26 protein-coding genes and 1 pseudogene are annotated in these 26,217 nt (G+C 65.8%); 12 read left to right on the top strand and 15 right to left on the bottom strand.

Annotated elements, in window-relative coordinates:
* The first annotated feature begins 1 nt into the window (after window position 1).
* From ACVILH_RS16910 to ACVILH_RS16925, 4 genes are all read left to right on the top strand, one after another.
* Window positions 2-1,039 (top strand): branched-chain amino acid ABC transporter permease, encoded by a 1,038-nt coding sequence (locus ACVILH_RS16910; RefSeq protein WP_456713894.1) that lies wholly within the window; start codon window positions 2-4, stop codon window positions 1,037-1,039.
* Entirely contained in the window at window positions 1,036-1,782 is a 747-nt protein-coding gene (locus ACVILH_RS16915; protein ID WP_456713895.1) for an ABC transporter ATP-binding protein, read from the top strand. Before ACVILH_RS16910 ends, ACVILH_RS16915 begins: the two co-directional genes overlap by 4 nt.
* On the top strand, window positions 1,782-2,498 hold the full coding sequence (locus ACVILH_RS16920) for an ABC transporter ATP-binding protein (protein WP_456713896.1): 717 nt from the start codon (window positions 1,782-1,784) through the stop codon (window positions 2,496-2,498). The genes ACVILH_RS16915 and ACVILH_RS16920 overlap by 1 nt, the downstream gene beginning before the upstream one ends.
* Before the next feature lie 353 nt (window positions 2,499-2,851).
* Window positions 2,852-3,970 (top strand): cobalamin-independent methionine synthase II family protein, encoded by a 1,119-nt coding sequence (locus ACVILH_RS16925; protein ID WP_456713897.1) that lies wholly within the window; start codon window positions 2,852-2,854, stop codon window positions 3,968-3,970.
* A 143-nt stretch (window positions 3,971-4,113) separates the two neighbouring features.
* Here ACVILH_RS16925 and ACVILH_RS16930 read toward each other — a convergent pair whose 3' ends face one another.
* The 6 genes from ACVILH_RS16930 to ACVILH_RS16955 all read right to left on the bottom strand — a co-directional run bounded on the left by ACVILH_RS16930 (window position 4,114) and on the right by ACVILH_RS16955 (window position 8,611).
* Window positions 4,114-4,443 carry an addiction module antidote protein gene (locus tag ACVILH_RS16930; protein WP_456713898.1) on the bottom strand — a complete coding sequence of 110 codons (330 nt, stop codon included), beginning with the start codon at window positions 4,441-4,443 and terminating at the stop codon, window positions 4,114-4,116.
* 3 nt (window positions 4,444-4,446) lie between these two features.
* On the bottom strand, window positions 4,447-4,740 hold the full coding sequence (locus ACVILH_RS16935; protein ID WP_456717007.1) for a type II toxin-antitoxin system RelE/ParE family toxin: 294 nt from the start codon (window positions 4,738-4,740) through the stop codon (window positions 4,447-4,449).
* A gap of 88 nt (window positions 4,741-4,828) precedes the next feature.
* Window positions 4,829-5,953, bottom strand: a complete 1,125-nt coding sequence (locus ACVILH_RS16940; RefSeq protein ID WP_456713899.1) for an acyltransferase family protein — start codon at window positions 5,951-5,953, stop codon at window positions 4,829-4,831.
* Window positions 5,954-6,058: 105 nt separating this feature from the next.
* Window positions 6,059-6,751 carry an SGNH/GDSL hydrolase family protein gene (locus tag ACVILH_RS16945; protein WP_456713900.1) on the bottom strand — a complete coding sequence of 231 codons (693 nt, stop codon included), beginning with the start codon at window positions 6,749-6,751 and terminating at the stop codon, window positions 6,059-6,061.
* A 56-nt stretch (window positions 6,752-6,807) separates the two neighbouring features.
* Window positions 6,808-7,185, bottom strand: a complete 378-nt coding sequence (locus ACVILH_RS16950; RefSeq protein ID WP_456713901.1) for a DUF2147 domain-containing protein — start codon at window positions 7,183-7,185, stop codon at window positions 6,808-6,810.
* A gap of 355 nt (window positions 7,186-7,540) precedes the next feature.
* Window positions 7,541-8,611 carry an aspartyl protease family protein gene (locus ACVILH_RS16955; RefSeq protein WP_456713902.1) on the bottom strand — a complete coding sequence of 357 codons (1,071 nt, stop codon included), beginning with the start codon at window positions 8,609-8,611 and terminating at the stop codon, window positions 7,541-7,543.
* A gap of 183 nt (window positions 8,612-8,794) precedes the next feature.
* On the opposite strand from ACVILH_RS16955, the pseudogene ACVILH_RS16960 reads away from it, so the two are divergent.
* The 3 genes and pseudogenes from ACVILH_RS16960 (at window position 8,795) to ahcY (ending at window position 13,042) form a co-directional block, all read left to right on the top strand.
* A pseudogene (locus tag ACVILH_RS16960) lies at window positions 8,795-10,145 on the top strand (hypothetical protein).
* A gap of 76 nt (window positions 10,146-10,221) precedes the next feature.
* Window positions 10,222-11,418 (top strand): methionine adenosyltransferase, encoded by a 1,197-nt coding sequence (gene metK, locus ACVILH_RS16965; protein WP_456713903.1) that lies wholly within the window; start codon window positions 10,222-10,224, stop codon window positions 11,416-11,418.
* 202 nt (window positions 11,419-11,620) lie between these two features.
* Entirely contained in the window at window positions 11,621-13,042 is a 1,422-nt protein-coding gene (gene ahcY / locus ACVILH_RS16970) for an adenosylhomocysteinase (RefSeq protein WP_456713904.1), read from the top strand.
* 372 nt (window positions 13,043-13,414) lie between these two features.
* On the opposite strand, the gene ACVILH_RS16975 is transcribed toward ahcY, so the two are convergent.
* The 4 genes from ACVILH_RS16975 to ACVILH_RS16990 form a co-directional block, all read right to left on the bottom strand.
* Window positions 13,415-14,452: a hypothetical protein gene (locus tag ACVILH_RS16975; RefSeq protein ID WP_456713905.1), complete on the bottom strand. Its 1,038-nt coding sequence runs from the start codon at window positions 14,450-14,452 to the stop codon at window positions 13,415-13,417.
* Between the two features lie 143 nt (window positions 14,453-14,595).
* Complete coding sequence (locus ACVILH_RS16980) at window positions 14,596-15,234, bottom strand: cytochrome b/b6 domain-containing protein (RefSeq protein WP_456713906.1); 639 nt, start codon at window positions 15,232-15,234, stop codon at window positions 14,596-14,598.
* Window positions 15,235-15,273: 39 nt separating this feature from the next.
* On the bottom strand, window positions 15,274-15,552 hold the full coding sequence (locus tag ACVILH_RS16985; protein ID WP_456713907.1) for a PepSY domain-containing protein: 279 nt from the start codon (window positions 15,550-15,552) through the stop codon (window positions 15,274-15,276).
* A 194-nt stretch (window positions 15,553-15,746) separates the two neighbouring features.
* Entirely contained in the window at window positions 15,747-16,007 is a 261-nt protein-coding gene (locus ACVILH_RS16990; RefSeq protein ID WP_456713908.1) for a hypothetical protein, read from the bottom strand.
* 319 nt (window positions 16,008-16,326) lie between these two features.
* Here ACVILH_RS16990 and ACVILH_RS16995 point away from each other — a divergent pair, with 319 nt between their 5' ends.
* A complete protein-coding gene (locus ACVILH_RS16995) occupies window positions 16,327-16,818 on the top strand; it encodes an AAA family ATPase (protein WP_456713909.1) in 492 nt (163 codons plus the stop codon).
* 136 nt (window positions 16,819-16,954) lie between these two features.
* On the opposite strand, the gene ACVILH_RS17000 is transcribed toward ACVILH_RS16995, so the two are convergent.
* Both ACVILH_RS17000 and ACVILH_RS17005 read right to left on the bottom strand, forming a co-directional pair.
* Entirely contained in the window at window positions 16,955-17,686 is a 732-nt protein-coding gene (locus ACVILH_RS17000; RefSeq protein ID WP_456713910.1) for an alanyl-tRNA editing protein, read from the bottom strand.
* Window positions 17,687-17,854: 168 nt separating this feature from the next.
* Window positions 17,855-18,592, bottom strand: coding sequence for a hypothetical protein (locus ACVILH_RS17005; RefSeq protein WP_456713911.1), 738 nt, complete (start codon window positions 18,590-18,592; stop codon window positions 17,855-17,857).
* A gap of 97 nt (window positions 18,593-18,689) precedes the next feature.
* Here ACVILH_RS17005 and ACVILH_RS17010 point away from each other — a divergent pair, with 97 nt between their 5' ends.
* Window positions 18,690-20,198 (top strand): flavin-containing monooxygenase, encoded by a 1,509-nt coding sequence (locus ACVILH_RS17010; protein WP_456717008.1) that lies wholly within the window; start codon window positions 18,690-18,692, stop codon window positions 20,196-20,198.
* A gap of 203 nt (window positions 20,199-20,401) precedes the next feature.
* Here the strand turns inward: ACVILH_RS17010 and ACVILH_RS17015 are convergent, their stop codons facing one another.
* Window positions 20,402-20,851 (bottom strand): MarR family winged helix-turn-helix transcriptional regulator, encoded by a 450-nt coding sequence (locus ACVILH_RS17015; protein WP_456717009.1) that lies wholly within the window; start codon window positions 20,849-20,851, stop codon window positions 20,402-20,404.
* Between the two features lie 99 nt (window positions 20,852-20,950).
* Between ACVILH_RS17015 and ACVILH_RS17020 the strand changes: the two genes are divergently transcribed.
* The 3 genes from ACVILH_RS17020 (at window position 20,951) to ACVILH_RS17030 (ending at window position 24,197) form a co-directional block, all read left to right on the top strand.
* On the top strand, window positions 20,951-22,879 hold the full coding sequence (locus tag ACVILH_RS17020) for an FAD-binding monooxygenase (RefSeq protein WP_456713912.1): 1,929 nt from the start codon (window positions 20,951-20,953) through the stop codon (window positions 22,877-22,879).
* A 118-nt stretch (window positions 22,880-22,997) separates the two neighbouring features.
* Window positions 22,998-23,243: a PilZ domain-containing protein gene (locus ACVILH_RS17025; protein ID WP_035644208.1), complete on the top strand. Its 246-nt coding sequence runs from the start codon at window positions 22,998-23,000 to the stop codon at window positions 23,241-23,243.
* An 84-nt stretch (window positions 23,244-23,327) separates the two neighbouring features.
* Window positions 23,328-24,197 (top strand): tetratricopeptide repeat protein, encoded by an 870-nt coding sequence (locus tag ACVILH_RS17030; RefSeq protein WP_456713913.1) that lies wholly within the window; start codon window positions 23,328-23,330, stop codon window positions 24,195-24,197.
* Window positions 24,198-24,200: 3 nt separating this feature from the next.
* Here ACVILH_RS17030 and ACVILH_RS17035 read toward each other — a convergent pair whose 3' ends face one another.
* Window positions 24,201-25,469 (bottom strand): AAA family ATPase, encoded by a 1,269-nt coding sequence (locus ACVILH_RS17035; RefSeq protein ID WP_456713914.1) that lies wholly within the window; start codon window positions 25,467-25,469, stop codon window positions 24,201-24,203.
* The gene (locus ACVILH_RS17040; protein WP_456713915.1) at window positions 25,466-26,203 is read right to left on the bottom strand and encodes a CpaD family pilus assembly protein; all 738 of its coding nucleotides are present in this window, start codon (window positions 26,201-26,203) and stop codon (window positions 25,466-25,468) included. The genes ACVILH_RS17035 and ACVILH_RS17040 overlap by 4 nt, the downstream gene beginning before the upstream one ends.
* Between the last annotated feature and the right edge of the window lie 14 nt (window positions 26,204-26,217).

The raw sequence follows: 26,217 nt of genomic DNA on the forward strand, positions 1-26,217 counted from the left end.
CATGACCACGAACGCACAAACCGAGGTCGGCTTCCACGCCCGCCAACATGGCCGCTGGCACTGGAGCGAGTTCGCCTTCTGGATCGTCGTGCTGGCGGTCGGGCTCGCATTTCCCTCGCGCTATCTGATCATGACCGAGATCCTGCGTCTGGCGCTGTTCGCGCTGTCTCTCGACCTGATCCTCGGCTACGCCGGCATCGTCTCGCTCGGCCACGCCGCCTTCTTCGGCGTCGGCGCCTATTGTGCCGGGCTGTTATCGGTGCACGGGATCATCAACGAGCCGGTGCTGGCGCTGATCGTTGCCGGTCTTGCCGCGACGGTGCTCGGCTTCGCCACCAGCTTCCTCGTCATCCGCGGCGTCGACCTGACGCGGCTGATGGTGACGCTTGGCATCGCGCTCTTGATGGAGGCGCTCGCCGAGCGCTTCTCCAACATCACCGGCGGCACCGACGGGCTCCAAGGCATCGACATCCAGCCGATCTTCGGCGTGTTCGCCTTCGACATGTTCGGCAAGACCGGCTTCTTCTATGCGCTCGCGGTGCTGTTCGTGCTGTTCCTGCTGGCGCGGATGATTGTGCATTCGCCGTTCGGACTGTCGCTACGCGCCATCAAGAACAATCCGCTGCGAGCGTCGGCGATCGGCATTCCCGTCAACAAGCGCCTGATCGCGATCTACACCGTTGCGGCATTCTATGCCGGCATTGCCGGCGCGCTGTTCACCCAGACAACGGCGCTCGCCTCGCTCGACGTATTCTCGTTCGAGCGCTCGGCCGATCTGGTGCTGATGCTGGTGATCGGCGGCTCCGGCTATCTCTATGGCGGCCTGATCGGCGCGGCCGTGTTCCGGATGCTGCAGGAGCTGTTCCAGTGGATCACGCCGCAATACTGGATGTTCTGGATCGGCCTCGTGCTCGTCGTCATCGTGCTCGTCGGCCGTCATCGCATCCATGCTTACGCGCTGTGGCTGCCCAATCTCATCCTTCGGCAGATCGCCGGCCGCAAGGCCGCGGTGGCCCTCACCGATAACGAGGCGCCATGACCTACGCCCTGGAAACGCGCGGCCTCGACAAGCATTTCGGCGGCCTCCACGTCACCCGCAATCTCTCGCTTCAGATCGTGCCCGGCGCGCGGCACGCGCTGATCGGCCCGAACGGCGCCGGCAAGACCACCGTCATCAATCAGCTGACCGGCGTGCTGGAGCCGAGCTCCGGCCGCATCCTGCTAGAGGGCCAGGACATCACCGATCTGCCCGTGCACAAGCGGGTGCTGCGCGGACTGTCGCGCACGTTCCAGATCAACCAGCTCTATCCGGATCTGACGCCGCTCGAGACCATCGGTCTTGCGGTGTCGGAGCGGCTCGGCGGCGGCGGCAATTGGTGGCGGCGCATGGGCACGCGCGACGACATCAACGCCGAGATCGCCGAGACACTCGAGCGCTTCCGTCTGCTCGACGTCATGAACGACCGCACCGCGACGCTCCCTTACGGCAAGCAGCGCCTCCTGGAGATCGCGGTGGCGATCGCCGCCAAGCCGCGCGTGCTGCTGCTCGACGAGCCCGCCGCCGGCGTGCCCGAGGGCGAGCGCAAGGACATTCTGGCCGCCGTCGCCGCGCTGCCCCGCGACGTCACGGTGCTCTTGATCGAGCACGACATGGACCTCGTTTTCTCCTTTGCCGATCGCATCTCGGTTCTCGTCTCCGGTGCGCTTCTCGTCGAGGGCACGCCCGACGAGGTCGCGCGCGATCCGCAGGTCAAGGCCGTCTATCTCGGCGAGGCCGCGTGATGACCGATCTGCTGACAATCGAAAATCTCCGCGCCGGCTACGGCCAGGCGGTCGTGCTGCCGAACATGTCGCTGTCGCTGCCCGAGGGCCAGGTGCTGGCGCTGCTCGGCCGCAACGGCACCGGCAAGACCACCTTGATCAACTCCATCGTCGGCGTCACCCGCCGATTCTCCGGCAAGCTCGCGCTCGGCGGCACCGACATCACCTCGTTGCGCGCCGACCAGCGCGCCCGCGCCGGCATTGGCTGGGTGCCGCAGGAGCGCAACATCTTCCGCTCGCTGACGGTGGAGGAGAACATGACCGCGGTGGCGCAGCCCGGGCCCTGGACGGTGGAGCGCGTCTACCAGATGTTTCCGCGGCTCAAGGAGCGCCGCAACAATTTCGGCAACCAGCTCTCCGGCGGCGAGCAGCAGATGCTGGCGATCGGCCGCGCGCTGACGCTGAACCCGAAGGTGCTGCTGCTCGATGAGCCGACCGAAGGATTGGCGCCGATCATCGTCGAGGAGCTCCTGGTTGCGATCGGCACGATCAGCCGCGCCGGCGGGCTGTGCTCCATCATCGTCGAGCAGCATGCCCAGAAGCTGCTCGCGCTGGCGGACCGCGTCGTGATCCTGGAGCGCGGCACCATCGTGCACGACGCGCCCTCCAGCGCGCTGAAGGCCGATCCCGCACCGCTGGAGCGGCACCTCGGCGTCGCCAGCGCTGCGGCGCACTGACGTTCGGGTCCCCCGGGCCGGGGCCGCCCGCCTGGGGCTGTCTCGAACAGGAGCGGAGGGTTATTCTGTATACCGGAACGTCGACAGCCGGGATCGTTGGTCATCGCGGCCGAATGACCGGAATCGTGAAATCGACCTAGAGACCAAAGCCCGACCGGTGCGTGGGGTGGGACTTTCGACCCCCGCACACAATCCTCACCGAACGGAATTGTATACTGATCGGAGACGCGCTAGGGCTTGCCCCGGCTTTTGAGAACGCGCGGGCGCCGGCCACGGGGCCGCTCGTCGAGGCAGGATCATTTACCGATCCATCGACCCAATCGAAGACGTCGACCATTCCAAGGAGTGAACAGATGCAACGCACCAAGCCTCCCTTCCGCGCCGACGAAGTCGGCAGCCTCTTGCGCCCGCAGAAGATCAAGGAAGCCCGCGCCAAGCTGGAGAAGGGCGAGATCTCCGCGGCCGACCTCGCCAAGATCGAGGACATGGAGATCGAGAAGGTCGTGCACCGCCAGGCTTCGACCGGCCTCAAGCTCGCGACCGACGGCGAGTTTCGCCGCTCCTGGTGGCATTTCGACTTCCTCGCCAAGCTCACGGGCTGCGAGCTGTTTCATCCCGACGCCGGCATCCAGTTCACGGGCGTGCAGACCCGTCACGATGCGGTGCGCGTGATCGGCAAGCTCGACTTCCCCGACGATCACCCGATGCTCGATCACTTCCGCTTCCTCAAGAAGCACGCCGACACCGCGCATGTGACGGCGAAGATGACGATCCCGTCGCCGGCCGTGCTGCACTTCCGCGGCGGCCGCAAATCGATCTCCAAGGAGGTCTATCCCGATCTCGACGCGTTCTACGAGGATCTCGGCAAGACCTATCGTAAGGCCGTGAAGGCGTTCTACGACGCCGGCTGCCGCTATCTGCAGTTCGATGACACCGTGTGGGCCTATCTGTGCTCGCAGGACGAGTTGAAGAAGGCGCGTGAGCGGGGCGACAATCCTGACGGCCTGCAGCAGATCTATTCGCGCATCATCAACTACGCGATTGCCGAGCGTCCGGCCGACATGACCATCACCACCCATGTCTGCCGCGGCAACTTCCGCTCGACCTGGATCTCCTCCGGCGGCTACGAGCCGGTGGCGGAGACCATGCTCGCCAACACCAACTATGACGGCTACTTCCTGGAGTACGACAGCGAGCGCGCCGGTGGCTTCGAGCCGCTGCGCTTCCTGCCCAAGGGCAACAAGGTCGTCGTCGTCGGCCTCGTCACCTCCAAGGTCGGCGAGCTCGAGAAGAAGGACGACATCAAGCGCCGCATGGAAGAAGCCTCCAAGTTCGCTCCCCTCGACCAGCTCGCGCTGTCCCCGCAGTGCGGCTTCGCCTCGACCGAGGAAGGCAATATCCTGAGCGAGGAAGAGCAGTGGGCAAAGCTCCGCCTCTGCGTCGAGCTCGCCGAGGAGATTTGGGGCAAGTAATACACGCGGCAAGCGCTGGCGGATCAGGCCGGATCGGGATCGTCCCGATCCGGCCTTCTTGTTTCAAGGATCTAACAGTTCGTGCCGCCTTGCGAAGACGTGGAGGCGAGGGCGCCCTGAGCGAATTCAAATCCAATCTTGGATTACGCGGCGCGGCGGCCAGCTTTCTTGGCGGGCTTCCGCTTCGGAGCCGCCTTGGGTGGCGCCGACGTGAGTTTCACGCCGAGGGCCCTGAGCACTTTCAGGATGGTGGCAAACTCCGGATTTCCGTCTTCACCGAGCGCCCGATAGAGCTGTTCGCGACGGATGCCGGTCGCCTTTGCGAGGTCCGACATGCCGCGCGCGCGAGCGATCGTGTTGATCGCGGCACGGATTTCGTCCGCGGTGCCGTCCTCGAGCGCTGCCGCCAGAAACTCGGCTTGAGCCTCCGGCTCGGCGAGATATTCCGCGGCATCGAAACGCGTTGTTGCCATTCGCTAACCCTCTCTTTCAGCTAGTTCTTGCGCGCGGCGGATATCGGACCGTTGAGTGCCCTTGTGACCCCCGCATAGCAGGATCACCAGGACGTTGCCCTTCTGGCGGAAATAGATCCGATAGCCGGGGCCGTAATCGATCCGCATCTCGGAGATGCCTCGACCGACGGGCTTGCTGTCGCCGAGGTTACCGCCTTCGACACGGGCAATCCGAGCAGCAATGCGCGCTTTTGCTCTCATGTCCCTCAGACCAAGCAGCCATTCCCTGAATTCGCTGGTCTGCCGCACGTCGAGCATGGTCAAATGTACCTTAAAAGATACAGATGGGCAAGATGCGAGCGGAATGCGCCGGCAACTGCCCGAGTCTCGGTCGTCCGCTGGTCCGTCAGGGCAAGGCGGCCGGAGCAATCCGCCTCGCTTCCACTTTGGGAAGGAGCGCGCGGCGGATCAGCCGCTGCGCAGGGGCTTCGAACCAGCGAAAGGTTACGTACGCCGCCGTCAGCGTCAGCCCCATGAAGCCGATCCAGAACGACTGGTCGGCGTGCGGTATTGCTCGCCCCATGGCACCAAAACCCAGCGCGATCGCAAGCTGGACCGGGAAGTGTAGCAGATAGCACGAATAGGTCATGTTGCCGGCGGCCTGAAGCAGGTTCTCGATGCGCCGTGGCAGAGTGATGGGCGCGGCGCAGACGAACAACAGGAGCGGGGTAAGGACGAGCAGGAGAGCTACGGCGCGCTCGGCCAGATCGATATTGGACAGCCAGAGCGCCACCGAAATCCCGACAATCGCAAAAGCGGCCAGTGCCTCGAACTGCCGCCGACAGGACGCATCGGCGACCGCCTGCCGCGCCATCGCGGCGAGGCCTCCGGCATAGAAAAACACGACACATTTGCCGACCAGCGTTCCGCTCGTGATCCCCGCCAGGATCATCGCCAGATTGAGCAACGGCGAGGCAGTGACGAAGCGCAGCCCAAGGAAGAACGCGGCATAGACCAGCACCTCGATCGAGACCGACCAGATCGGCCCGTTGAAGCTGACGCCGGTCGGCGGCAGCCAGTCGCTCGCCATGAACAGCTGCGCGACGAAATGGGCGAGATCGTTGCTCTGGTACACGAACGCGTAGCCGTGCTGAGCGACGTAGATCGCCTGCAGGCCAGCGACCAGCAGCAGCGTCGCGAGATGCAGCGGGTAGAGCCGCGACAGCCGGTTGACGAAGAACGTCCAGCCGTCGACCTTGCCGTTCGGGATCAGCGCGCCGTACTTCCAGAAGAAGATGAAGCCCGAGATGCACCAGAAGATCACGACGCCGTATTCGCCGAGCTCATAGAACGGGAACAGCATGCGGTAGAACGGCAGCTCGCTGCGGACGAGCCCGACCGGCGCATCGCCGACATAGGCGAAATGCGGGTAGTGCCAGAGCAGGACCGAGATCGTGGCGAGGAAGCGCAGCAGCTCCAATCCGAGCAGCTTGTGAGTCCCAGGCGAGGTCGAGTTTGGGGGCTGGGCCATGCAGGGATCTGTTAACCGTCGCGGGGGGATGTGCTGACCGATCCTACCCGGACCCGAGTGAAGGATTGTTTTCGCCTGCTGAAGTTAAGCCTCGGCCGGTCGTCTTCAGCGACAGGCGAGCTCGATGGCCTGCTGGATCGCCTGGTCCCAGGAGCGATAGCCGGCGGCATTGAGATGGATGCCTTCGAGCGTGAACGGGGACTCGATCGGCGGCAGGGGCACGAAGGTCGCGCCGTTGCGCTTCGCGAGATCCGGCAGCGCGGCGCGATAGCCGGTGATGCTTGCCGTCGCGATCTTCTCGATGGCCTCCGTGAACGGACCGCGCACTTCGACCGGAGGAAACTCGATGATGGAGAGGCGCGTGCTGAGTTCCGCCAATTCGCGCAGCAGCGCCTCGTAGCGCCCGGCAAAGACGTCGCTGGAGTCGGGCTTGGCCGTCAGCGCGTCGTTGACGCCGAGTGAGACGATGATGGCGAACGGCTGCTTCGGTCCCAGCGCCGGCTTCAGCCAGCCGGCGAGGTCGCTGCGGGTGCCGGCGCCGGCAAGCCCGGCGTTGACGATGGGATGCCCGCAGGCGCTGGCGGGCAACGTCGCGGCCTCGACGATGCTGTCGCCGAGCACGATGATCGGGTCACCCGGGCGCGACAGCAGGTTGTAGTGGACGACAAGCTGGCGGACGGTGCGGTGATCACCGCCGGACGGCGCTGCGGAGCGGCGCGCGAGCACGAACGTCGCGGCTGCTGCGGCAATCACCGCAAACAGCACGAACCCCAGCCGCGCCTGCGTCTTCGCTGCCATGTGGACGATTGATGCTCCTCGATCGCCGACGCTACCGCGAATTCGCGAACGGATCTCTAATTTGCCCGCGTCCAGGTCGAGGACCGGCAGATCGCGCCGCCGAAGGCGCAGCCCGCGGTCGTCAGCGTGCCGCCGGAGAGCGTCATCTTGGCATCATAGGTCTTGCCGTCGTCGGGATTGCTGTAGCTGCCGGCCCAGGCGTTGGGCCCGATCGGCTTCATGCCGGAGAACAGCCGCTGGCCGACCTTCGCGGGCGTATCGGTGCCCTCCTTGATCCAGACCAGCGTGCCGCAGATGGCGCCGCCGCAGGGCGCGAACTTGACCTTGGACGCGCCGGTCTCACGCAGCCAGACGCCGGTGACGTCGTCAGCCAGCGCAGGCCCGGCGGCCAGTGCGACCGAGGCACCAAGTCCGAGAATCAAGCGACCGAGCATGAGAGCCCCCCTTGCATTGTCCGAGACGCATGTTGTCGCGTGCGCATCGTGTTGTCGACGTCCCGCGCCGACGGCGATCCGCGCCGTCTCTTGTGAGGAGAAGGATAGCAGAATTCGCGCGTGCTGCATCGGTTCCGACAATCGGCCGCCGAAGCAGGCTGTCGCAGCCGCAAAGCGCCCACAGCTATTTCGTGGTCAGATGCACCTCGCTGAGCTGCGAGGAGGGCGACCGTGCACCTGCTTGTTTCTTCGTCGCCAGGACGACTTCGGCCCGAACCCGCGTCAGCATCTGTCGCACCTCGAGTCCGGGATGCCGACCGCGGTGACAGGGCAGCTGATGACATTGAGATGCGTCCTATGGTTTCTGCGCGCGACGCGGACGAACCTCGACGAAATCGGCGGCGATCTGGACATCGAAGCGGGAGAGGAAGCTCATGCCCAGCAGCCCGTCGATTCCGCTGCCGTAGTCCTTCTGGTCGCCGGCCTGAACCGCGACCGGAATCCCGGTCGCCAGGAGTGAGTTGAGCTTGACCTTGTCCGCCCGTGACAGTCGCGCTTTCGTCTCTCCATTCGCGCTCATCAGCGTGATGTCGCTGCCGGCGTTCAGCGGCAGCTTGGCTCGCTCGGCAAAGGCCGAACGGACGGACACGTAGCTCGCCCCGGTGTCGAGGACGAACGATCCCTTGACGCCGTTGATCTCCGCCTTGACCACCACGACGTTCTTCTGCCTGCCCAGGGGAAACCGCTCGGTGCGGGCCTCCGTCGGAGCGACGCAGTTGCCCTGCCGCTCGTAGTCCGCGATCATCCGCTGGGTCTGGCCGGTGTCGCGGGCCACCGGGTCGAACGACACCCACAGGCTGATCGGCGCCATCGCCTCGCAATAGCGCTTCATCGCCGCATAGGCCTCGGCCATCTGCGTGAAGACGCGGCTGGCGATCTTGGCCTTGTCCGGCGAGAGCTCGATCGTGTCGGAGTAGTCGGTCAGCGCGCGCTGATGATCGCCCGCACCGGCGAGCGCCGTGGCGCGCAGATAATGCGCATCGCGATTGGAGGGCGCCCGGCGCACATACTCGTCGGCGACCTCGACGGCTTTGGGAAAGTCGGTGAGCTTCATGTAGGTATCGGCGGCGCGGTGCAGGGCCATCAGCGGGGCGCCGCACTCCTTGACGAAGCGGAATTGGCTTTCGGCGGCCTGGCGGCGATAGCCGAGCTTGTCGAGCATCAACGCGAGGTCGCCGATGCTCTTCTGGTCGCACGGCTCGCGCTTCAGCTCCTGCAGCCGCAGCCACACGAACGGATCCCGGGCGGCCTGCAGCGGCAGCGCGCCTATTCGCTCGTAGACACCTGCGAAGACCTCGTCCGGATTTTCATCGAGGTAGCCGGCGGCCGCCTGGCCCAGCGTCGCGACAAAGAGCAGCGCGGCCACGGACAACGTGGACCCCAAATACCTCGACATGCGCACCCCAGCGTTGATCCCGCGGGAACTGTATCGCTTCTCAGCGTGGCGGAACAAGGTACCGACCGGCGGCTTTGCATGGTGGGCAGAAGGTGCTACAGCGTTGGGCTACGGGCCATCTGCCCACCGCTATTTCCCACCCCTTCCGGCCGTATGAAGAACGACCAGCTGCTTGCCCAGATCACGGAGTTCTGCCGCCAGTCGGACATGGCGGAATCGACGTTCGGCCGCCGGGCCGTCAACGACGGCAAGCTGGTGCAGCGGCTGCGCGAGGGCAAGCGCATCACCATCGACACGCTGGACCGCATCCAGGCCTATATCGCAGCGTCCACCGGCACCTTGCCGCCGCCGCGGCTCGATGTCGTGCCGGAGAAGCGCGATCCCAAGAGCAATTTCCGCTTCTTCGAGAACCGGCAGAAATATCTGCTGTTCGTGCACACCTGTAGCGAGAAGCGGGTGGTGGCCGAGCGCGTCGGCCTCGAGCTCGCCAGCATCCATCCGCGCCCGCCAGCGCTGCGGCTGTTCGACGCCGGCGTCGGCGACGGGCACCGTGCTGTCGAAGGTGCTGCGGACGATGCACGGCCGTTTTCCACACATTCCGTTCTACGTCGCCGGCAAGGAGCTGAGCCTCGAGGACGTCCGGCTGACCCTGGAAAAGGTGCCCGACCGGCTATTCGAGCACCCGGCGTCGGTGTTCGTGTTCACCAACATGAACTATGCCGAGGCGCCCTGGCTGACCCCGGCCTCGCCGTCGGTGGCGGCCTCGATGATCTGGCACGAGGTCGTGCTGCAGGGCGATTCGTCCGGCGATTTCGAGACTCAGATCACCGCCCTCAAGCCGTTCCTGGAGCAGAACTGGCGCGCCAACGTCTCCCAGCGCACCGGCATGCCGGTCTATGAGCGGCCGATCGCGCTGGTGCTCTACCGCGAGGACCACCGCTTCCTGCTCGACAACATCATCCCCAGGGCAGGGCGGGTCGAGGCCAATTTCGACCTGATCATCGCGTCGCAGCCCTACCGGGCGCGCTCCTCGGTGAATTTCCGCGCCAAACGGATCATCGCACCGCTGGCGCGGGCGCTGAAGCCGGGCGGCCGGCTGATCGGAATCCACTCCCACGGCCAGGATCCGGGCCTGGAAATCATCCAGTCGGTGTGGCCCGGAGAAAATCCTTTCTCGGTCAGCCGCCATGAGCTATTGCGCGCCGTCAAGTACGAGCTGGGCTCCAGTGGGCGGGACTTAAATTTTAACGCCTATGCGGACAATCGCTCGATTTTCAGGTATGAGATGGAGGCTCTGCCCAACGAGGTCACCGGTGCGATCGGAACCTCGACGGCCTTTGCAGCCTGGAACGCGGCGGTGTATGTCGCGCAGATCGAGGAAGACCGCCTGACCGAGGTGGCCCACTCGTCCCGCGCGCTCGACGCCGCCAGAGAGGTCCTGCGAAAGCACAACGGGCTGTGGTTCTACGACGAGTCCTACGTCATCTCGCGGCGTCGCGACTGACATCCTGGGGATCAATCGAGGTCACCTTGAGATCAATACAAACGACCGCCGTGGGCGGCAAAGAAGGGGTTGCTTGATGCGCGCGTCATATCTGTTCACGTCGGAATCGGTGTCCGAAGGCCATCCGGACAAGGTCTGCGACCGCATTTCGGACGAGATCGTCGACCTGTTCTACCGCGAGGGGCCGAAGGCTGGCATCGACCCGTGGGCTATCCGCGCGGCTTGCGAGACACTCGCCACCACCAACAAGGTCGTGATCGCCGGTGAGACCCGCGGCCCGTCCTCGGTCACCAACGAGCACATCGAGCACGTCGTCCGCGAGGCCATCAAGGACATCGGCTACGAGCAGAACGGCTTCCACTGGAAGACCTGCGACATCGAGATCCTGCTGCACCCGCAGTCCGCCGACATCGCGCAGGGCGTCGACGCGCTGCAGCCGGGCGAGGTCAAGGAAGAGGGGGCCGGCGACCAGGGCATCATGTTCGGCTATGCGACGAACGAAACGCCGGATTTGATGCCGGCGCCGATCTTCTACGCCCACAAGATCCTGCGGCTGATCTCGGAAGCCCGTCACTCCGGCGTCGAAAAGGTGCTCGGTCCGGATTCCAAGAGCCAGGTCACCGTGCAATATGAGAACGGCAAGCCGGTCGGCGTGCGCGAGATCGTGGTCTCGCATCAGCATCTGGTCGAGGATATGACCTCGGCCCAGGTCCGCGAGCGCGTCGAGCCTTACGTGCGCAAGGCGCTGCCGGAAGGCTGGATCAACCCGAAGACGATCTGGCACATCAACCCGACCGGCAAGTTCTTCATCGGCGGTCCGGACGGCGATGCCGGCCTCACCGGCCGCAAGATCATCGTCGATACCTACGGCGGCGCGGCCCCGCATGGCGGCGGCGCGTTCTCCGGCAAGGATCCGACCAAGGTCGACCGCTCGGCCGCCTATGCCGCGCGCTACGTCGCCAAGAACATCGTCGCCGCCGGCCTCGCCGATCGCTGCACCCTGCAGCTCGCCTACGCCATCGGCGTGGCGCGGCCGCTGTCGATCTATATCGACACTCACGGGACCGGCAAGGTGTCGGAGGATGCGCTCGAGAAGGCCGTGGCCAAGGCCATGGACCTGACGCCGCGCGGTATCCGCACCCACCTCGACCTCAATCGCCCGATCTACGCGCGCACCTCGTCCTACGGCCATTTCGGCCGCACGCCGGACAATGAGGGCGGCTTCTCCTGGGAGAAGACCGATCTCGTCGAGCCGCTGAAGCGCGCGGTGTGATGCCTATGTCGTCTCTCCCCGCACGCCGGGGAGAGACGACAGCCGATGCCCCGCATCGGTGTTGTTAGATTGAAGACGGCGGCAGAAGGCCGCTTTTGCCTCTCCCCGTGAGCTACGGGGAGAGTGATCTGGACTGCGCCTCGACGCGTCTCTCTTCGTTCGTCACGATCCGTTTCGAATTCATCCGACCAGGAAACCCGACATGACCGCCAAGCCAGGCTTTACCGACTACATCGTCAAGGACATTTCGCTCGCCGAGTTCGGCCGCAAGGAGATCTCGCTCGCTGAGACCGAGATGCCCGGCCTGATGGCGACGCGCGAGGAGTATGGCCCGAAGCAGCCGCTGAAGGGCGCGCGCATCGCGGGCTCCCTGCACATGACCATCCAGACCGCCGTGCTGATCGAGACGCTGGCCGCGCTCGGCGCCGACATCCGCTGGGTTTCCTGCAACATCTACTCGACCCAGGATCACGCCGCCGCCGCGATCGCTGCCGCCGGCATCCCGGTGTTCGCCGTCAAGGGTGAGACCCTGGTCGACTACTGGGACTACACCGCCAAGCTGTTCGACTGGCACGGCGGCGGCCATCCGAACATGATCCTCGATGACGGCGGTGACGCCACCATGTACGTCCATCTCGGCCTGCGCGCCGAGAACGGCGACACGGCGTTCCTCGACAAGCCGGCGTCCGAGGAAGAGGAGGTGTTCTTCGCGCTTCTGAAGAAGCAGCTCAAGGAGAAGCCGAAGGGCTACTTCGCCGAGATCGCCAAGTCGATCAAGGGCGTCTCGGAGGAGACCACCACGGGCGTGCACCGGCTGTACGACATGCAGAAGGCTGGCACCTTGCTGTGGCCGGCGATCAACGTCAACGACAGCGTCACCAAGTCGAAGTTCGACAACCTCTATGGCTGCCGCGAGTCGCTGGTCGACGGCATCCGCCGCGGCACCGACGTGATGATGTCGGGCAAGGTCGCGATGGTCGCGGGCTTCGGCGACGTCGGCAAGGGCTCGGCCGCCTCGCTGCGCCAGGCCGGCTGCCGCGTCATGGTCTCCGAGATCGATCCGATCTGCGCGCTGCAGGCGGCGATGGAGGGCTATGAGGTGGTGACGATGGAGGACGCCGCGCCGCGCGCCGACATCTTCGTCACCGCCACCGGCAACAAGGACATCATCACCATCGAGCACATGCGCGCGATGAAGGATCGTGCCATCGTCTGCAACATCGGCCACTTCGACAACGAGATCCAGGTCGCCTCGCTGAAGAACCTGAAGTGGACCAACATCAAGCCGCAGGTCGACGAGATCACCTTCCCCGACGGCAAGCGCATGATCCTGCTGTCCGAGGGCCGGCTCGTGAACCTCGGCAATGCGATGGGCCATCCGTCCTTCGTGATGTCGGCGTCGTTCACCAACCAGACGCTGGCGCAGATCGAGCTCTACGCCAACAACAAGGACGGCAAGTACAAGAAGGAAGTCTACGTGCTGCCGAAGTCGCTCGACGAGAAGGTCGCGCGCCTGCACCTCTCCAAGATTGGCGTCAAGCTCACCGAGCTGCGCCCCGACCAGGCCGCCTATATCGGCGTCAAGCAGGAAGGCCCGTTCAAGTCGGACCACTATCGCTACTGATCGCAGCGTTCACGCGCGGCGGAGACAACGAAGGCCGGGGCATCGCCCCGGCCTTTTTGTTTTGGTTGCGCGGACATCATCATCGTGTCCACGATGGCAATGCTCGATCATTGAAGATGACCGCGGTGCCCATGACTGCGCCCTCCCCCCTTGCGGGAGAGGGCATGTAGGACAGTCCGGCAAGCTCGGTCGGGTGAGGAGTATGCCTCTCCGCGCGAGGCTCGTGGAAAGATACCCCTCACCCAACCGCATGTTTGGATCGGCCGGAGATGCCCTCTCCCGCAAGGGGAGAGGGCGCTGTATCGGACACCGCACTCAACAATCTCGCTAAGTTCGTCGTTCAGTAGCAAGCACGGCGAGCTACTCTGACGATCACCCCGTCCGCCGCGAGCCCAATGCCGACGCCCGCACCGCCTTCGCGCGCTTCGCCGCATGATGCTCCGAGCGCGCTGCGATCCGCTTGTGCTTCCTCGTCTCCGCCGCCGCGAGCTTCACGGCCGGCGTGCGGTGCTTGGTGTATTCCTCGCCGTCGACCGGGCCGACATGTGGCGGATCGTGATCGAGATAAGGCCTTCCGACGCCAAAGCTCTTGCCGTTGGCGTCGATCCATTTCCACAGCTGCTCGGTTGCTACCCAGCGCTGCGCCCGCGTCGCGCCGTTGACGCTGACGATGTCGGCCGCAAGCCCGTGGCCATAGCCGCCGCGCAGGCTGCCGCCGTGATAGGAGCGGTTGGTCGCGGCCTTCAGCCCGCTCGCGATCTCCTGGCGATAATCGTCGCGGAAGCCGCTGGTGATCCCCGGCGCGAGCCCCGCGGCCTCGGCCGCGTGCAAGGTGTGAAACAGCTTCATCTTGAAGCTGCGGTCCATGCCGCCGATGACGTATTCCATCATCGTCCGTCCGACGCGCTCGGCAGCCTTCGGATCCTTCCAGGCGAAATCATTGTCGACGAGCCTGGTGAAGCTGCGCGTCACCTTCACCATGCGGCCCTTGCGCTTCACCGTGACCACGCGGCGCTCGGTCTCGCGGATCTTGTCCAGCTTCGGCGCGCGCTCATACAGCGCCCAGAGATAGCGATCGACGCAGACGTCGATGTCGGGGCACTCATCGAGGATCTCGATACGATCGGCACTGACGACGGTGGACTTCGGCACTTCGCCCGGGGCCGCCGGCGCGGCCAGCTCGTCGACAGGCAGGGGAGCCGATGGCGCGATCGAAGCTGTCGTGAGCGCGGTCTCCGACGAGAGCGCCTGCGTTGTTGGCGGCGCTGTCGTCGCGGACGCCGTTACTTCCGCCACGACCGGCGTCGCCGCCTCCGGCTCGGCGGCGCCGGCGGGCCAGGCGATGACGCAGCCTGCGAGGACAACAGATCGGCACAACGCACGCGTGGTCAACTGCTGCGAGCTCATCATCCGGCCTCCGAGATCCAGGCCCCTGCGAGCAGGGACGGTCAGGCATCCGATACCTGCGATTGTTCGGCGCTTGGCGGCGAGGCGCAATAACACGGCAGGGGACGTCGGCAGCTTTTGCGGGAACTGTGGCTTGGGCGCAACGATCAGGGATTGTGAGTTCCGTGTGTCCCTGATGAGTCCGTTTGGCGTTGAACGATGCGTTGCGTCGTGCGGTGGAGCAGCTTGCGTCCCGTCAGCATGGCGCGTGCGAGGTTCTCCCGCTGCAGGCGGCTGACCAGGACGACGCCGGCGACATGCAGCACGACGAGCGGGATCAAGAGATACGACGTCACCTCATGCGTATCCTCGACCCACCACACGCCGAAGAACCGCACTGTCACTTGCATCGCGCCCGTGACGGCGGACACGATCAGCACGAGCAGCAGCGCCAGCTGCATCGTCGTGCCGGCGGGGTTGAGCCCGAGATAGCGTCCGGTTCTGCCGCGCCGCAGATTCCACAAATAGGCCGGCGTGGCGCGCAGCCGCGCGCGAAGGCTGCGGAAGCGCGAATGGCGGCTGCCGATCAGGCCCCAGATCAGGCGGAAGGCGAGCAGCCCGAGGATCGCGTAGCCCGCCACGCGATGCAGGCCGTCATGGACGTTCGGCGTCACCCAGGCGACGAGCACCAGCACAGCCAGCATCCAATGCCACAGACGCAAGGGAAGATCCCAGACCAGCACGGTCTCTGCCTGGTCTGGGTCCTTCGCGTTCGATCTGGGAGCTGTGCCGTGCATCGGTATCATGCGACGTCACCCAGGCGCGCTGGATGACGCCTGCGCCGACTACTTGGCGATCGTATGCTTCAGGCTGAGGTCTTCCGGGCTGTAGAACAGCTCATAGAGCTTGCCGGCCTTGACGCCATAGACCTCGTAGCAGCTGCCCTCGACCTTGGAGCGGCGCACCTCGTAGCCCGCATCCTTGGCCTTCGCCTCGGCCTCGGCGGCCGGCTTCCACTGGGCCTTGTCGAGCTTGGTGCAGTCCTTGTAGCCGTCGGCCAGGGCCGGCGAGATGGCGAAGCCTGCGAGGATGGCGCCGATCGCGGCAGCGGTGGTCAGTCTCATCAATCCCTCCAATGAGCAAATTCAAGCACGATGCATCGTGGGATCAGGGAAGACGGCAATGGCCGCAATGTGTCAACGGAGCGGCGGCTGGAATCGCTCTTAGAGGTTTTCCAGATCGGGGCCGGCCCTTTGAAATAAGGGCCGTAGCGATGTCGCCGGTATCCGCGACGTTACGTCTCGCTGCTCGCCAAGACCTACTCTCGATGCGCGAACACTGTGGACCGACCTGGTGCATTCGGCACGCGATCCGGCAGATCGATCCGCAGACAATGCGCCCGGACGGTCGCATCCGGAAAGTCGGCCATCACCTCCGTCTCCACGCAGCTCATCGACTCCCGGTCATCCTCTGACATGCTGCCGTCGAAGATGCAGAAGATGTCGATGTTGCGATCGACGAGGTCAAACTGAACGGCCCGCAGCGACGGCGTCACCTCGCCCAGAAGAGCGCGGGTCACGGACAGAACAACGGACGATCTCTCAAGCACGGCTCAGACTCTGACGTTCTGGGCTCCCGCAAGCAGGCGCGACGGATGTCGCGCTCATTGAACAGACAAGCACGGGGATCGTCAACGCAGGCAGCGGCATCGCTGGACGATGCTGCCGATCTCTGGCAGGATCCCTCACATGACCTCACGCGTTCACATCGCAGGCGCGGCTCTCAGCCGTCGAATTACCGACCCGGCCTGATCCGTCGGGCCGGGCGCGTTTGCCTGCGAATTCATGTTGTGAACGTTTCGGCGCCCCGAGGCGGCGCCGCTTGTGAGGTCCCAATCCATGTCCCCGAACCAACCCATGCTGCATCTCGTGTGCGGCAAGATCGCTGCCGGGAAATCGACGCTCGTCGCGGAGCTGGGCCGGCGCCCGGCCACGATCGTGGTCGCCGAGGATGACTGGCTGGCGCAGCTCTATCCGGGCGAGCAGACGAGCCTCGCCGACTATGTCCGGAATTCGTCGCGGCTGCGCGCGGTGATGGGGCCGCATGTCGTCGCGCTGCTGCGCGCCGGCGTCTCGGTGGTGCTCGATTTCCCGGCCAACACGCTGGCGAGCCGCGCCTGGATGCGCGGCCTGTTCGAAGCCGCCGGCGTGCCGCACCAGCTGCATCATCTCGACGTCCCCGATGAGATCTGCAAGGCGCGGCTGCGGGCGCGAAACGCGGAGGGCCGCCACGCCTTCACGGTGACGGACGAGGATTTTGATCTGTTCACGTCCTACTTCGTGGCGCCGACGCCGGGGGAAGGCTTCGACGTCATCGTGCACAGGTCGTAGTCGTCCATCGCGCAGCCCGGATGAGCGGCTTGTCCGCCGAAGCCCGTTGGACGAAGGCGGAAGCGATATCAGGGATCACCGAGATAGCGCGCGAGAACCCGGATGTCGCTGCGCTCATCCGGGCTTCGCGGTGTTGCTAATCGCTCTCGAGCCCGATCCTGAACCGCCGGTTCTGCCGCCCCTTGTTGTCGACCTTCAGAATGCGCACGCGCCGCGCCTGCGCGGTCGACACCAGATGCGTGCCGCCGCAGGCCTGGCGGTCGAGGCCGTCGATGTCGACGATGCGGATCATGCCGTCGGCTTGGCGCGGCGGGGCAACGGATTTGGCGCGAAACAGCCCGGCGGTCGCCTGCGCGTCGTCATAGGGCATGTCGAAGGCGCGCACCGGGCGGCCGTCGGAGATGGCGGCGTTCACCGCGTCCTCCACTGCGCGCAACTGCTCCGGCGCCACCTTCGGCAGGTCGAAGTCGACGCTGAACTCGTCGGTGTCGGTCATGCGCACGCCGGTCAGCAGCGCGCCGTCGAACAGCGTGTAGACCGCGCTGTTGACGAGATGGGCAACCGTGTGCTGCTCGCTCATTCGTTGCCGAAAGGCTGGATCGACCTTCAGCTCGATCGTTCCGTCGGCGATGGCGTCATCTCCGATCAGGTGCCAGAGACCGTCAGCGGTCGCCTCGAAACCCACGACGTCGCGCATGATCCCGTTCCACGCGATGGTGCCGCGGTCCGGCAACTGTCCGCCGCCGCCCGGATAGAACGGCGAGCGCGCCAGCAGCACCGCGCCCGGCCGCGCGTCGAGCGCCGTTATGTCGAGTGCCAGCACATCGGGATGGTCGACGGCAAAAGGGCGGGGCAGGAAATCGGTCATGCAACAACGGCTCGCGTGGCGTGGCCTGGATGAGCGGAGCGAGGTCCGGGTGTTCGGAGCGGCCGCGGAAGACCCCGCATATCGCTGCGCTCGTGCGGCCTGCGTCAGAGGATATGCAGCATCACGACGCGACGCAAATGGCCGGTCATACCCGTGCTCAGCGGCGCCTCACCGGCACGCCGCGACGCTGAACCAGGCCATGCGAAACGCCCCGTCGCGTAGGCGCAGGCAGACGGTGTCGCCGGGCTGCAGGCGCTCATAGAGCGCTTGAGCGACATGCGCGTCGGTGGCCGTCGCGAACGGCCCCCAGGCCTCCAGCGTCACCTGATAGGTCGCGAGCCGGCTGTGGCCGAGATGCTTTGATAGCACCCGGCTGCGCAGCAGCGCCGGTGCCGAGTGGTCGAGCGCTGTGTTGAACTGGCCGAGCGTCCCGAACGCGTAGGCGCCGACGAACAGCGAGGCCAGCAGGATGCGCCAGCCGCGGCGGCGCAGTTGGGTCTCGAACCTGATGGCGACGATCAGGAACACGACGGCCACCGCGATCGCGAATGCCAGGAGCGGCAGCCAGCTGACGAGGTTGACATCCGACAGCGTGCGCGCGGCCAGCGTGCCGGCGGCCACGATGCAGCCGGTGCCGAGATTGGCGCCGTAGCCGGAGCCGAGCCCGATGCGGAACCGGCCGGGGAAGCGCAAGGTGAGCATCAGCGCGAGCAGCGGAATGATGGTGACGACCGCGATCAACTGGCCGGCCGGAAAGCTCGGGACAAGCGACCAGGCCGCGAGCGCGATCGCAGCGATGGTGAAGCCCAAAGCGATGCCCGAGGCGATGCGCTGCGCCTGCGCGCTGCCGCGTTCCCGGCTGTCGTCGTTCCCGGGCGTGTCGCGTTGCGGGGCGGGGGCGTTCATCACGAGGTCCGTCTGATGTTGACCAGTCTGTTAGAGCAGGAGGGTTGATCGAATACCAACGCGTCGCTCGATTTGACAGGGTTGAGCGGTCTTGCGACTGTCCGCCACCGGCGCGGGACGCCGGACCAGGGAACGCCAGGACCGCCTCATGTCAACAGAGCATGTCGACGTGCTGATCGTCGGCGCCGGACTGTCCGGCATCGCCGCTGCCTATCATCTGCAGCACAAATGCCCGGGCAAGCGGTTCGCGATCCTGGAGGGGCGCGGCGCCATCGGCGGCACCTGGGACCTGTTCCGCTATCCCGGCATCCGCTCCGATAGCGACATGTATACGCTCGGCTATTCGTTCAAGCCGTGGACCGATCCCAAGGCAATCGCCGACGGGCCGCAGATCCTGAAATACGTCCGCGACACCGCGAGCGAGAACGGCATTGATCAGCATATCCGCTTCAACCATCGCGTCATCAGCGCCTCCTGGTCGAGCGCGGATGCACGCTGGACGGTGGAGGCCGAGCGCAGGACGGAGCAGGGCACGGAAACCGTGCGGATGACCTGCGGCTTCCTGTTCATGTGCTCCGGCTATTACCGCTACGAGAACGGCTATCTGCCGGACTTCAAGGGCATGGCCGATTTCAAGGGTCGCATCGTGCATCCGCAGGCCTGGCCGGAGAATCTCGACTATGCGGGCAAGCGCGTGGTGGTGATCGGCTCCGGCGCGACCGCGGTCACGCTGGTGCCGGCGATGGCCAAGACCGCCGCGCATGTGACGATGCTGCAGCGCTCGCCGACCTATGTCGTGTCGCGCCCGGCGCAGGATGCGCTGGCCAACAAGCTGCGCCGCCATCTTCCCGCGGGTCTCGCCTATCACCTGATCCGCTGGCGCAACGTGCTGTTCGGGATGTATTTCTTCCAGCTCAGCCGGCGCAAGCCGGAGCGCGTCAAGCAGCTCATCCTCGGCGGCGTGCGCGCCGCGCTCGGCCCCGGCTACGACGTCGCCACCCATTTCACGCCGCGCTACAATCCCTGGGACCAGCGGCTGTGCCTGGTGCCGGACGGCGACCTGTTCAAGACCATTAGGGAGCAGCGGGCATCGGTGGTGACGGCCGGGATCGAGACGTTCACCGAGCACGGCCTGCGGCTGTCCGACGGGCGTGAGATCGAAGCCGACGTCGTCGTCACCGCAACCGGCCTGGTGCTGCAGGTGCTCGGCGGCATCGAGGTCGTGGTCGACGGTCGCAAGGTCGATTTCGCCAACACGCTCAACTACAAGGGCATGATGTATTCCGACGTGCCGAACATGGCGGCCACGCTCGGCTACACCAATGCGTCCTGGACGCTGAAATGCGACCTGACCTGCGAATATGTCTGCCGGCTTCTCAACTACATGGACCGGCACGGCTACCGCCAATGCGTGCCGCATAATGACGATTCCACCGTCACGCCGCTGCCGTCGCTCAGCTTCAGCTCGGGCTACGTGCAGCGCGCCATTGCCGATCTGCCGAAGCAAGGCTCGAAGCGGCCATGGCGCCTGTACCAAAACTACGCCCTGGACATCGTCTCACTGCGCTTCGGCAAGGTGGATGATGGCGTGATGCGGTATTCGTGAGGGAGAGAAGTCGCGGCCTGCGTTGCTGTGCGGACATGGACTCATCGTTCGAATAGGTATTGGTCAGGCGGGACGAACATCGGCGCGGCGATGACGGTGCTCTCCCTCTCCCCGTTCTTCACGGGGAGAGGGAGCAGAGCGGCGCTCGTAGCGCCGCCGCGCCATCTAAGGCTGGGACGATCCAAATCCTCGACTACAAATACTCACCGCTCCGCCGCCTCTCGCAACGGCGCCCGGCTGAGCTCGTTGCCGGCGGCGATCGCCTTCTGCATCAGGCGGACGAGCTCCTTCGCCTCGGCCTTGGTGAGGCCTCGCACCATCAGCCGCTGCGCTGCTTCCACTGCTGGCGTCATCGCATCCAGCGTTCGCCGGCCCTCGGCGGTGATCAGGAGCTCGCGTGAGCGGCGATCGCGCGCACTGGCGCGGCGCACCACCAGTCCCTTTTGCGCCAACCGGTCGATCACGCCGGTGATGGTGGTGCGGTCATAGGCGATCAGTCCGGCCAGCGTGATCTGGTCGATCGCCGGGTTGGCCGCAATCGCCGCCAGCGCGGCGTACTGCACCGGCGTCAGGTCGAAGCCGGCGGCCTCGACCTCGGCCAGGAACACCGCCACCGCGATCTGCTGAAACCGGCGCGCCAGGTGCCCCGGCATCTCCTGCATCTCGGCCAAACGACTCTCCCTCAGCTTGCTTGACAAGCATACTGATGATCAGCATACTGATCAATAAGGAACAGCACGGGAGGTCGCCACATGCAATTCCACATCAATGGATTCCAGCCAGGCGATCCCGAGATCACCGATGCCGCCGAGCGCGTCGCGAGCCACGGCGCGAGCGGACCGCTGCCGGCCGAGGTGGATGTCCTGATCGTCGGCTGCGGCCCGGCCGGCCTCAACCTCGCAGCCCAACTCTCGGTCTTTCCCGATATCAAGACCTGCATCGTCGAGCAGAAGCCCGGCCGGCTGCTGCTCGGCCAGGCCGACGGCATCGCCTGCCGCACCATGGAGATGTTCAACGCCTACGGCTTTGCCGAAAAGGTGCTGAAGGAGGCCTGTTGGATCAACGAGACCACGTTCTGGAAGCCCGATGCGGCGAATAGCGCCGACATCGCGCGCAGCGGCCGCGTGCAGGACGTCGAGGACGGCCTGTCGGAGATGCCGCATGTCGTGCTGAACCAGGCCCGCGTGCACGACTTCTTTCTCGAAATGATGCGCCGCTCGGCAGCCAGGCTCGAAGCGCACTACTCGCGGCGGTTGCGCGATCTCACGATCGATCCCACAGCGCCCGCCGGCGCGCATGGCGTGACCGTCAGCTTCGACCGCATCGATCCGGAGCATGAAGGCCAGGTCGAGACCATCAAGGCGCGCTACGTCATAGGCTGCGATGGCGCGCGCAGCCAGGTGCGCAAGGCGATCGGCCGCGAGCTGCATGGCGATTCCGCCAATCACGCCTGGGGCGTGATGGACGTGCTCGCCGTCACCGATTTCCCCGACATCCGATTCAAGTCGCTGATCCAATCGGCGAAGGACGGCAGCCTCCTGGTGATCCCGCGCGAGGGCGGCTATCTCGTGCGGCTGTATGTCGAACTCGCCAAGCTCGAGGTCGGCGAGCGCGTCGCCGGCCGCAACATCACGGTCGACGAGGTGATCGCCAAGGCGCAACGGATTCTCTCGCCCTATAAGCTCGACGTGAAGGAAGTCGCGTGGTGGTCGGTCTACGAGATCGGCCAGCGCATCACCGACAAGTTCGACGACGTGCCGGAGGCGGAGGTCGCCACACGGCTGCCGCGCGTGTTCATCGCCGGCGATGCCTGCCACACCCATAGTCCGAAGGCGGGGCAGGGCATGAACGTGTCGATGCAGGACACTTTCAATCTCGGCTGGAAGCTCGCCGCCGTGCTGGGCAAGCGCTGTGCGCCGGAGCTGCTGCACAGCTATTCTGCCGAGCGCAAGGCGATCGCGCAGGAGCTGATCGATTTCGACCGCGAATGGTCGGGCATTCTCGCATCCGCCGCCAAGCAGGGCGGCGCGGACGCCGCCAAGACGCAGGACTATTTCGTCCGCCACGGCCGCTACACCGCGGGCACCGCGACGCAGTATCGGCCGTCGATGCTCACCGGCGACGATACCTTCCAGTCGCTCGCCACCGGCTTTCCGATCGGCAAGCGGTTTCATTCCGCGCCCGTCATCCGGCTCGGCGACGCCAAGCCGCTGCAGCTCGGCCACGTCGTCCAGGCCGATGGCCGCTTCCGCCTGTTCGCCTTTGCCGGCGCCGGGGATCCGACCGCACCGGACTCCGCCATTCGCCGGCTGTGTCATTTCCTCGCCGAGGATGCAGCGTCGCCGGTACGTCGCTACACGCCAGGGGACGCCGACATCGATTCCGTGATCGACCTGCGCGCCGTGTTCCAGCAAGGCCATCGCGATCTCGCGCTCGAAAGCATGCCCGCGCTGCTGCTGCCGCGGAAGGGGCGCTACGGCCTGATCGACTACGAGAAGATGTTCTGCCCCGACCTGAAGAGCGGCCAGGACATTTTTGCGATGCGCGGCATCGATCGCGCCGGCGGCTGCCTCGTGATCATCAGGCCCGACCAGTATGTCGCCGACATCATGCCGCTCGACGATATCAGGCGGCTGAGCGCGTATTTCGACGGGTTCATGCTGCCGGCCGGCGGAAGGTAAACGAAATCCAAATCGCAGCTCCGGATTCCCGGACATTGCGATAGCCAGATCCCAACGTTTCGGCGCTACAAACGAGGTCTCCGGATGGACGATTGAGTGGGTGAGCGTCGAGATGTTGATGTTGGCGAACCGTCGCAAGAGCGAACGTCGGCTGTGCAGGAGGATCGCGAAGATCCACTATGGCAATGGCAGCCTGCCGCGGGACTGCACCGTGACGGATATCTCCGACGGCGGCGTGAAGGTCGTCGCCGAATTCGTCGAGATCCCGCCGCAGTTCACGATCGTCTTCTCGCCCGACCATCAGCGCAAATGCCGGCTTGCCTGGCGCATCGGCTGCGAGTTCGGGGCCGAATTCATCGATTGAGCGGGACGGTCGCAACGGCTTAACGGGACCTTAGGGTTAATCTGCCAGCGTGCAGATCATCCGGTCCCGAAGTAGTTCAGTTGCATGCGTACGCGGCCCTTTCGCTCCCTCCCTCTGCGCCGGCCTGCGGCGTTCGCGCTGTCCTTCGGCGTCGTGTTGCTTGGCCTTGGCGCCTGCCAGACCACCGATCTCGGCGACATCACCGGCGCGCTCGGCGGCAAGTCCGAAAAGCCCGGCGCGGGCGCGTCCGACCCACGCGCCGAGCTCGACCAGCTCCGCGAGCGCTTCCGCGCCACCCCCAACGATCCCGACATTGCGCTGCGCTATGGCAGCGCGCTGCGCTCGACCGGCCAGCGCTCGCAGGCGGTGGCCGTGCTCGAGCAGGCGACGATCGCCAATCCCGGCAACAAGGCGCTGCTGGCGGCGTATGGCCGCGCGCTCGCCGACAACGGTAATTTCCAGCAGGCTTTCGACGTGCTGAGCCGGGCGCATTCGCCCGAGGATCCGGACTGGCGCATCCTGTCGGCGCAGGGCGCCGCGCTCGACCAGATGGGGCGCAACGAGGAGGCGCGGCAGTACTACGCGACCGCGCTGAAGATCGCGCCCGACGATCCCTCCGTGCTGTCCAATCTCGGCCTGTCCTATGCGCTCTCCAACGAGCTGCCGAAGGCGGAGGAGCAACTGCGCAAGGCCAGCGCCAATCCGGATGCGAGTCCGCGGGTGAAGACCAATCTCGCCGTCATCGTCGGCCTGCAGGGCCGCATGAGCGAGGCGGAGAGCATCGCGCGCTCCGGGCTGCCGCCCGAGCAGGCCAGCGCCAACGTCGCCTATGTGAAGAAGATCCTGGTGCGCCGGCAGATCGCGCAGCGCGAGCTGTCGCCGCGCCATGACCGGCCCGTGGCGGGCCAGCCCGACAAGGCCTTGGCGAAGGCGCTGAGCCGCTCCGACGATTGAGCGCTATTTTGCGCCGAGCAGCTTCGCGATCGGCGCCAGCAGCGAGCCGCGCTGCGGCTTGGCCTCGATCCGTCCGGTCAGCCGGTTGGCGATCTCCTTGAACAGCTTCGGCGTTCGGCTCAGCGCCCCGACCTCCGCGATCATCTGGCCGTTATTGGCGGCGGTGCCGAACAGCTTGCAGTCGAACGGGATCACCGCGACCGGCTCCGACTCGACGGTCTTGGCGAAGCGCTTCAGGTCGATCTCCGGCCGCTTGGGCATGCCGACCTGGTTCAAGCAATACAGCGGCGGCCGGTCGTTGGGACGCGAGGCCTTGAGCACCGAGAGCAGGTTCTTGGCGTTGCGCAGGTTGGCGAGATCCGGCTCGGCGACGACCAGGATGTCGTCGGCATTGATCAGCGCGTGCCGCGTCCAGGCCGACCATTGGTGCGGCACGTCGAGCACGATGCATTGCTGGGTCAGGCGCAGCGTATCGAAGATCGCGTCGAACGCCTCGGCGCCGAAATCATAGACGCGGTCGAGCGTCGCGGGCGCCGCGAGCAGGTTGAGATGCTCGGTGCATTTGGCGAGCAGGCGGTCCATCAGCGCGGTATCCGGCCGGTCCGGCTGGAAGATCGCGTTGGCGATGCCCTGCAGCGGGTCCTGATTGTAGTCGAGGCCGGCGGTGCCGAACGCCATGTCGAGGTCGATGACGACCGAATCCAGCGTCAGGTCGCGCGCCATGCTCCAGGCGACGTTGTGCGCCACTGTCGAGGCGCCGACGCCGCCCTTGGCGCCGACGACCGCGATGATGCGGCCGGTGATGACCGCCTCGGAGGCCGAGAACAGGCTGCAGATCGAGCGGATGATGTCGATGGTCTCGACCGGGCCGACGACGTAGTCGTTGACGCCGCGCCGCACCAGCTCGCGATAGGCGACGCCGTCGGACGGGCTGCCGATCAGCACCACGCGGGTGCCGGGATCACAGACGCTGGCGAGATCGTCGAGGCCGCCGAGAATGTCGCCGTCCGGCCTGGTCTCGATCACGATGACGTTCGGCGTCGGCTGCGAATGATAGGTCTCGATGGCGCGGGCCATGCCGCCGGCCTTGATCGTGATATGCGCCTTGCCGAGCCGGCGGTCCTGGCTCGCCGCGAGCACCGCCGACGAGGTCTGGTCGGTCTCGGTGAATGCCTGCACCGAGACGCGGGGGACCGGCGCGATGTGATCGTCGAGCGCCGTGCCGCTCGGCGCCGGCTGCTCCTCCTGGCTGTGACGGGACGCGTTGATCATTTGCCTGTATCGCTGAGCTTGGCCTTGTCGGCTTCCGGATAGGTGATCGCCGTCGACTCGCCCTTGCGGTATTTCTCGAACAGGGCCGTGCGGCGCGGCGTGTAGGCGGCCGTCTCCGAGCGCGGCTGCTCGAGATCGGCCGGATTGTCGATCATCGCAGCGAGGTTGCGCTGCGTGGCGCAGCCGAAGTTCTGATAGTGCTGATTGCTGCTGTAGCCGGGATTGTTGATGTTCGGCCCGAGATCGTCGGGCCACAGCCCGCAGGGGCCGGCGACGGCGGCCATCTTCGGATAGGTCAGGCGGATCACCGCGAGCTGCCGCGGATCGTCCGGCGTGGTGTGCCGCAGCGTGATGGCGCGCGACGGCACGCCGCCTGCGGTCAGCACCGCGTGGATCTCGCGATAGGCGTCGGAGGCGGCGCGCGCATTCGGCGTCCCGGCCGGCACGTCGGCGACGATCGCGCCGGTGCCTTCGCGCTGCCAGGAGCGCGCCAGTCCGATGACGTCGTCGCGTTGCGGCGAGGTGAGGCCGCCGCGGCCGCTGCCGATGAACACGACGATCGACTTCCGGCCTTCCTCGATCGCGATCGGATGGCGCATCTTGTAGTCATCGGGGATGGTCGCGACGACCTCGCCGGTGGTGGAGTTGCAGGCGCCGAGCGTGAGCGCGAGGCCCGCGATGGCCCCCAGCCGGTGCAGCGCGCGCCGGCATTGATGTTCCGATGATCCCGCCATGATCTGATCCCCCG

Source organism: Bradyrhizobium sp. USDA 4353 (assembly GCF_054063215.1).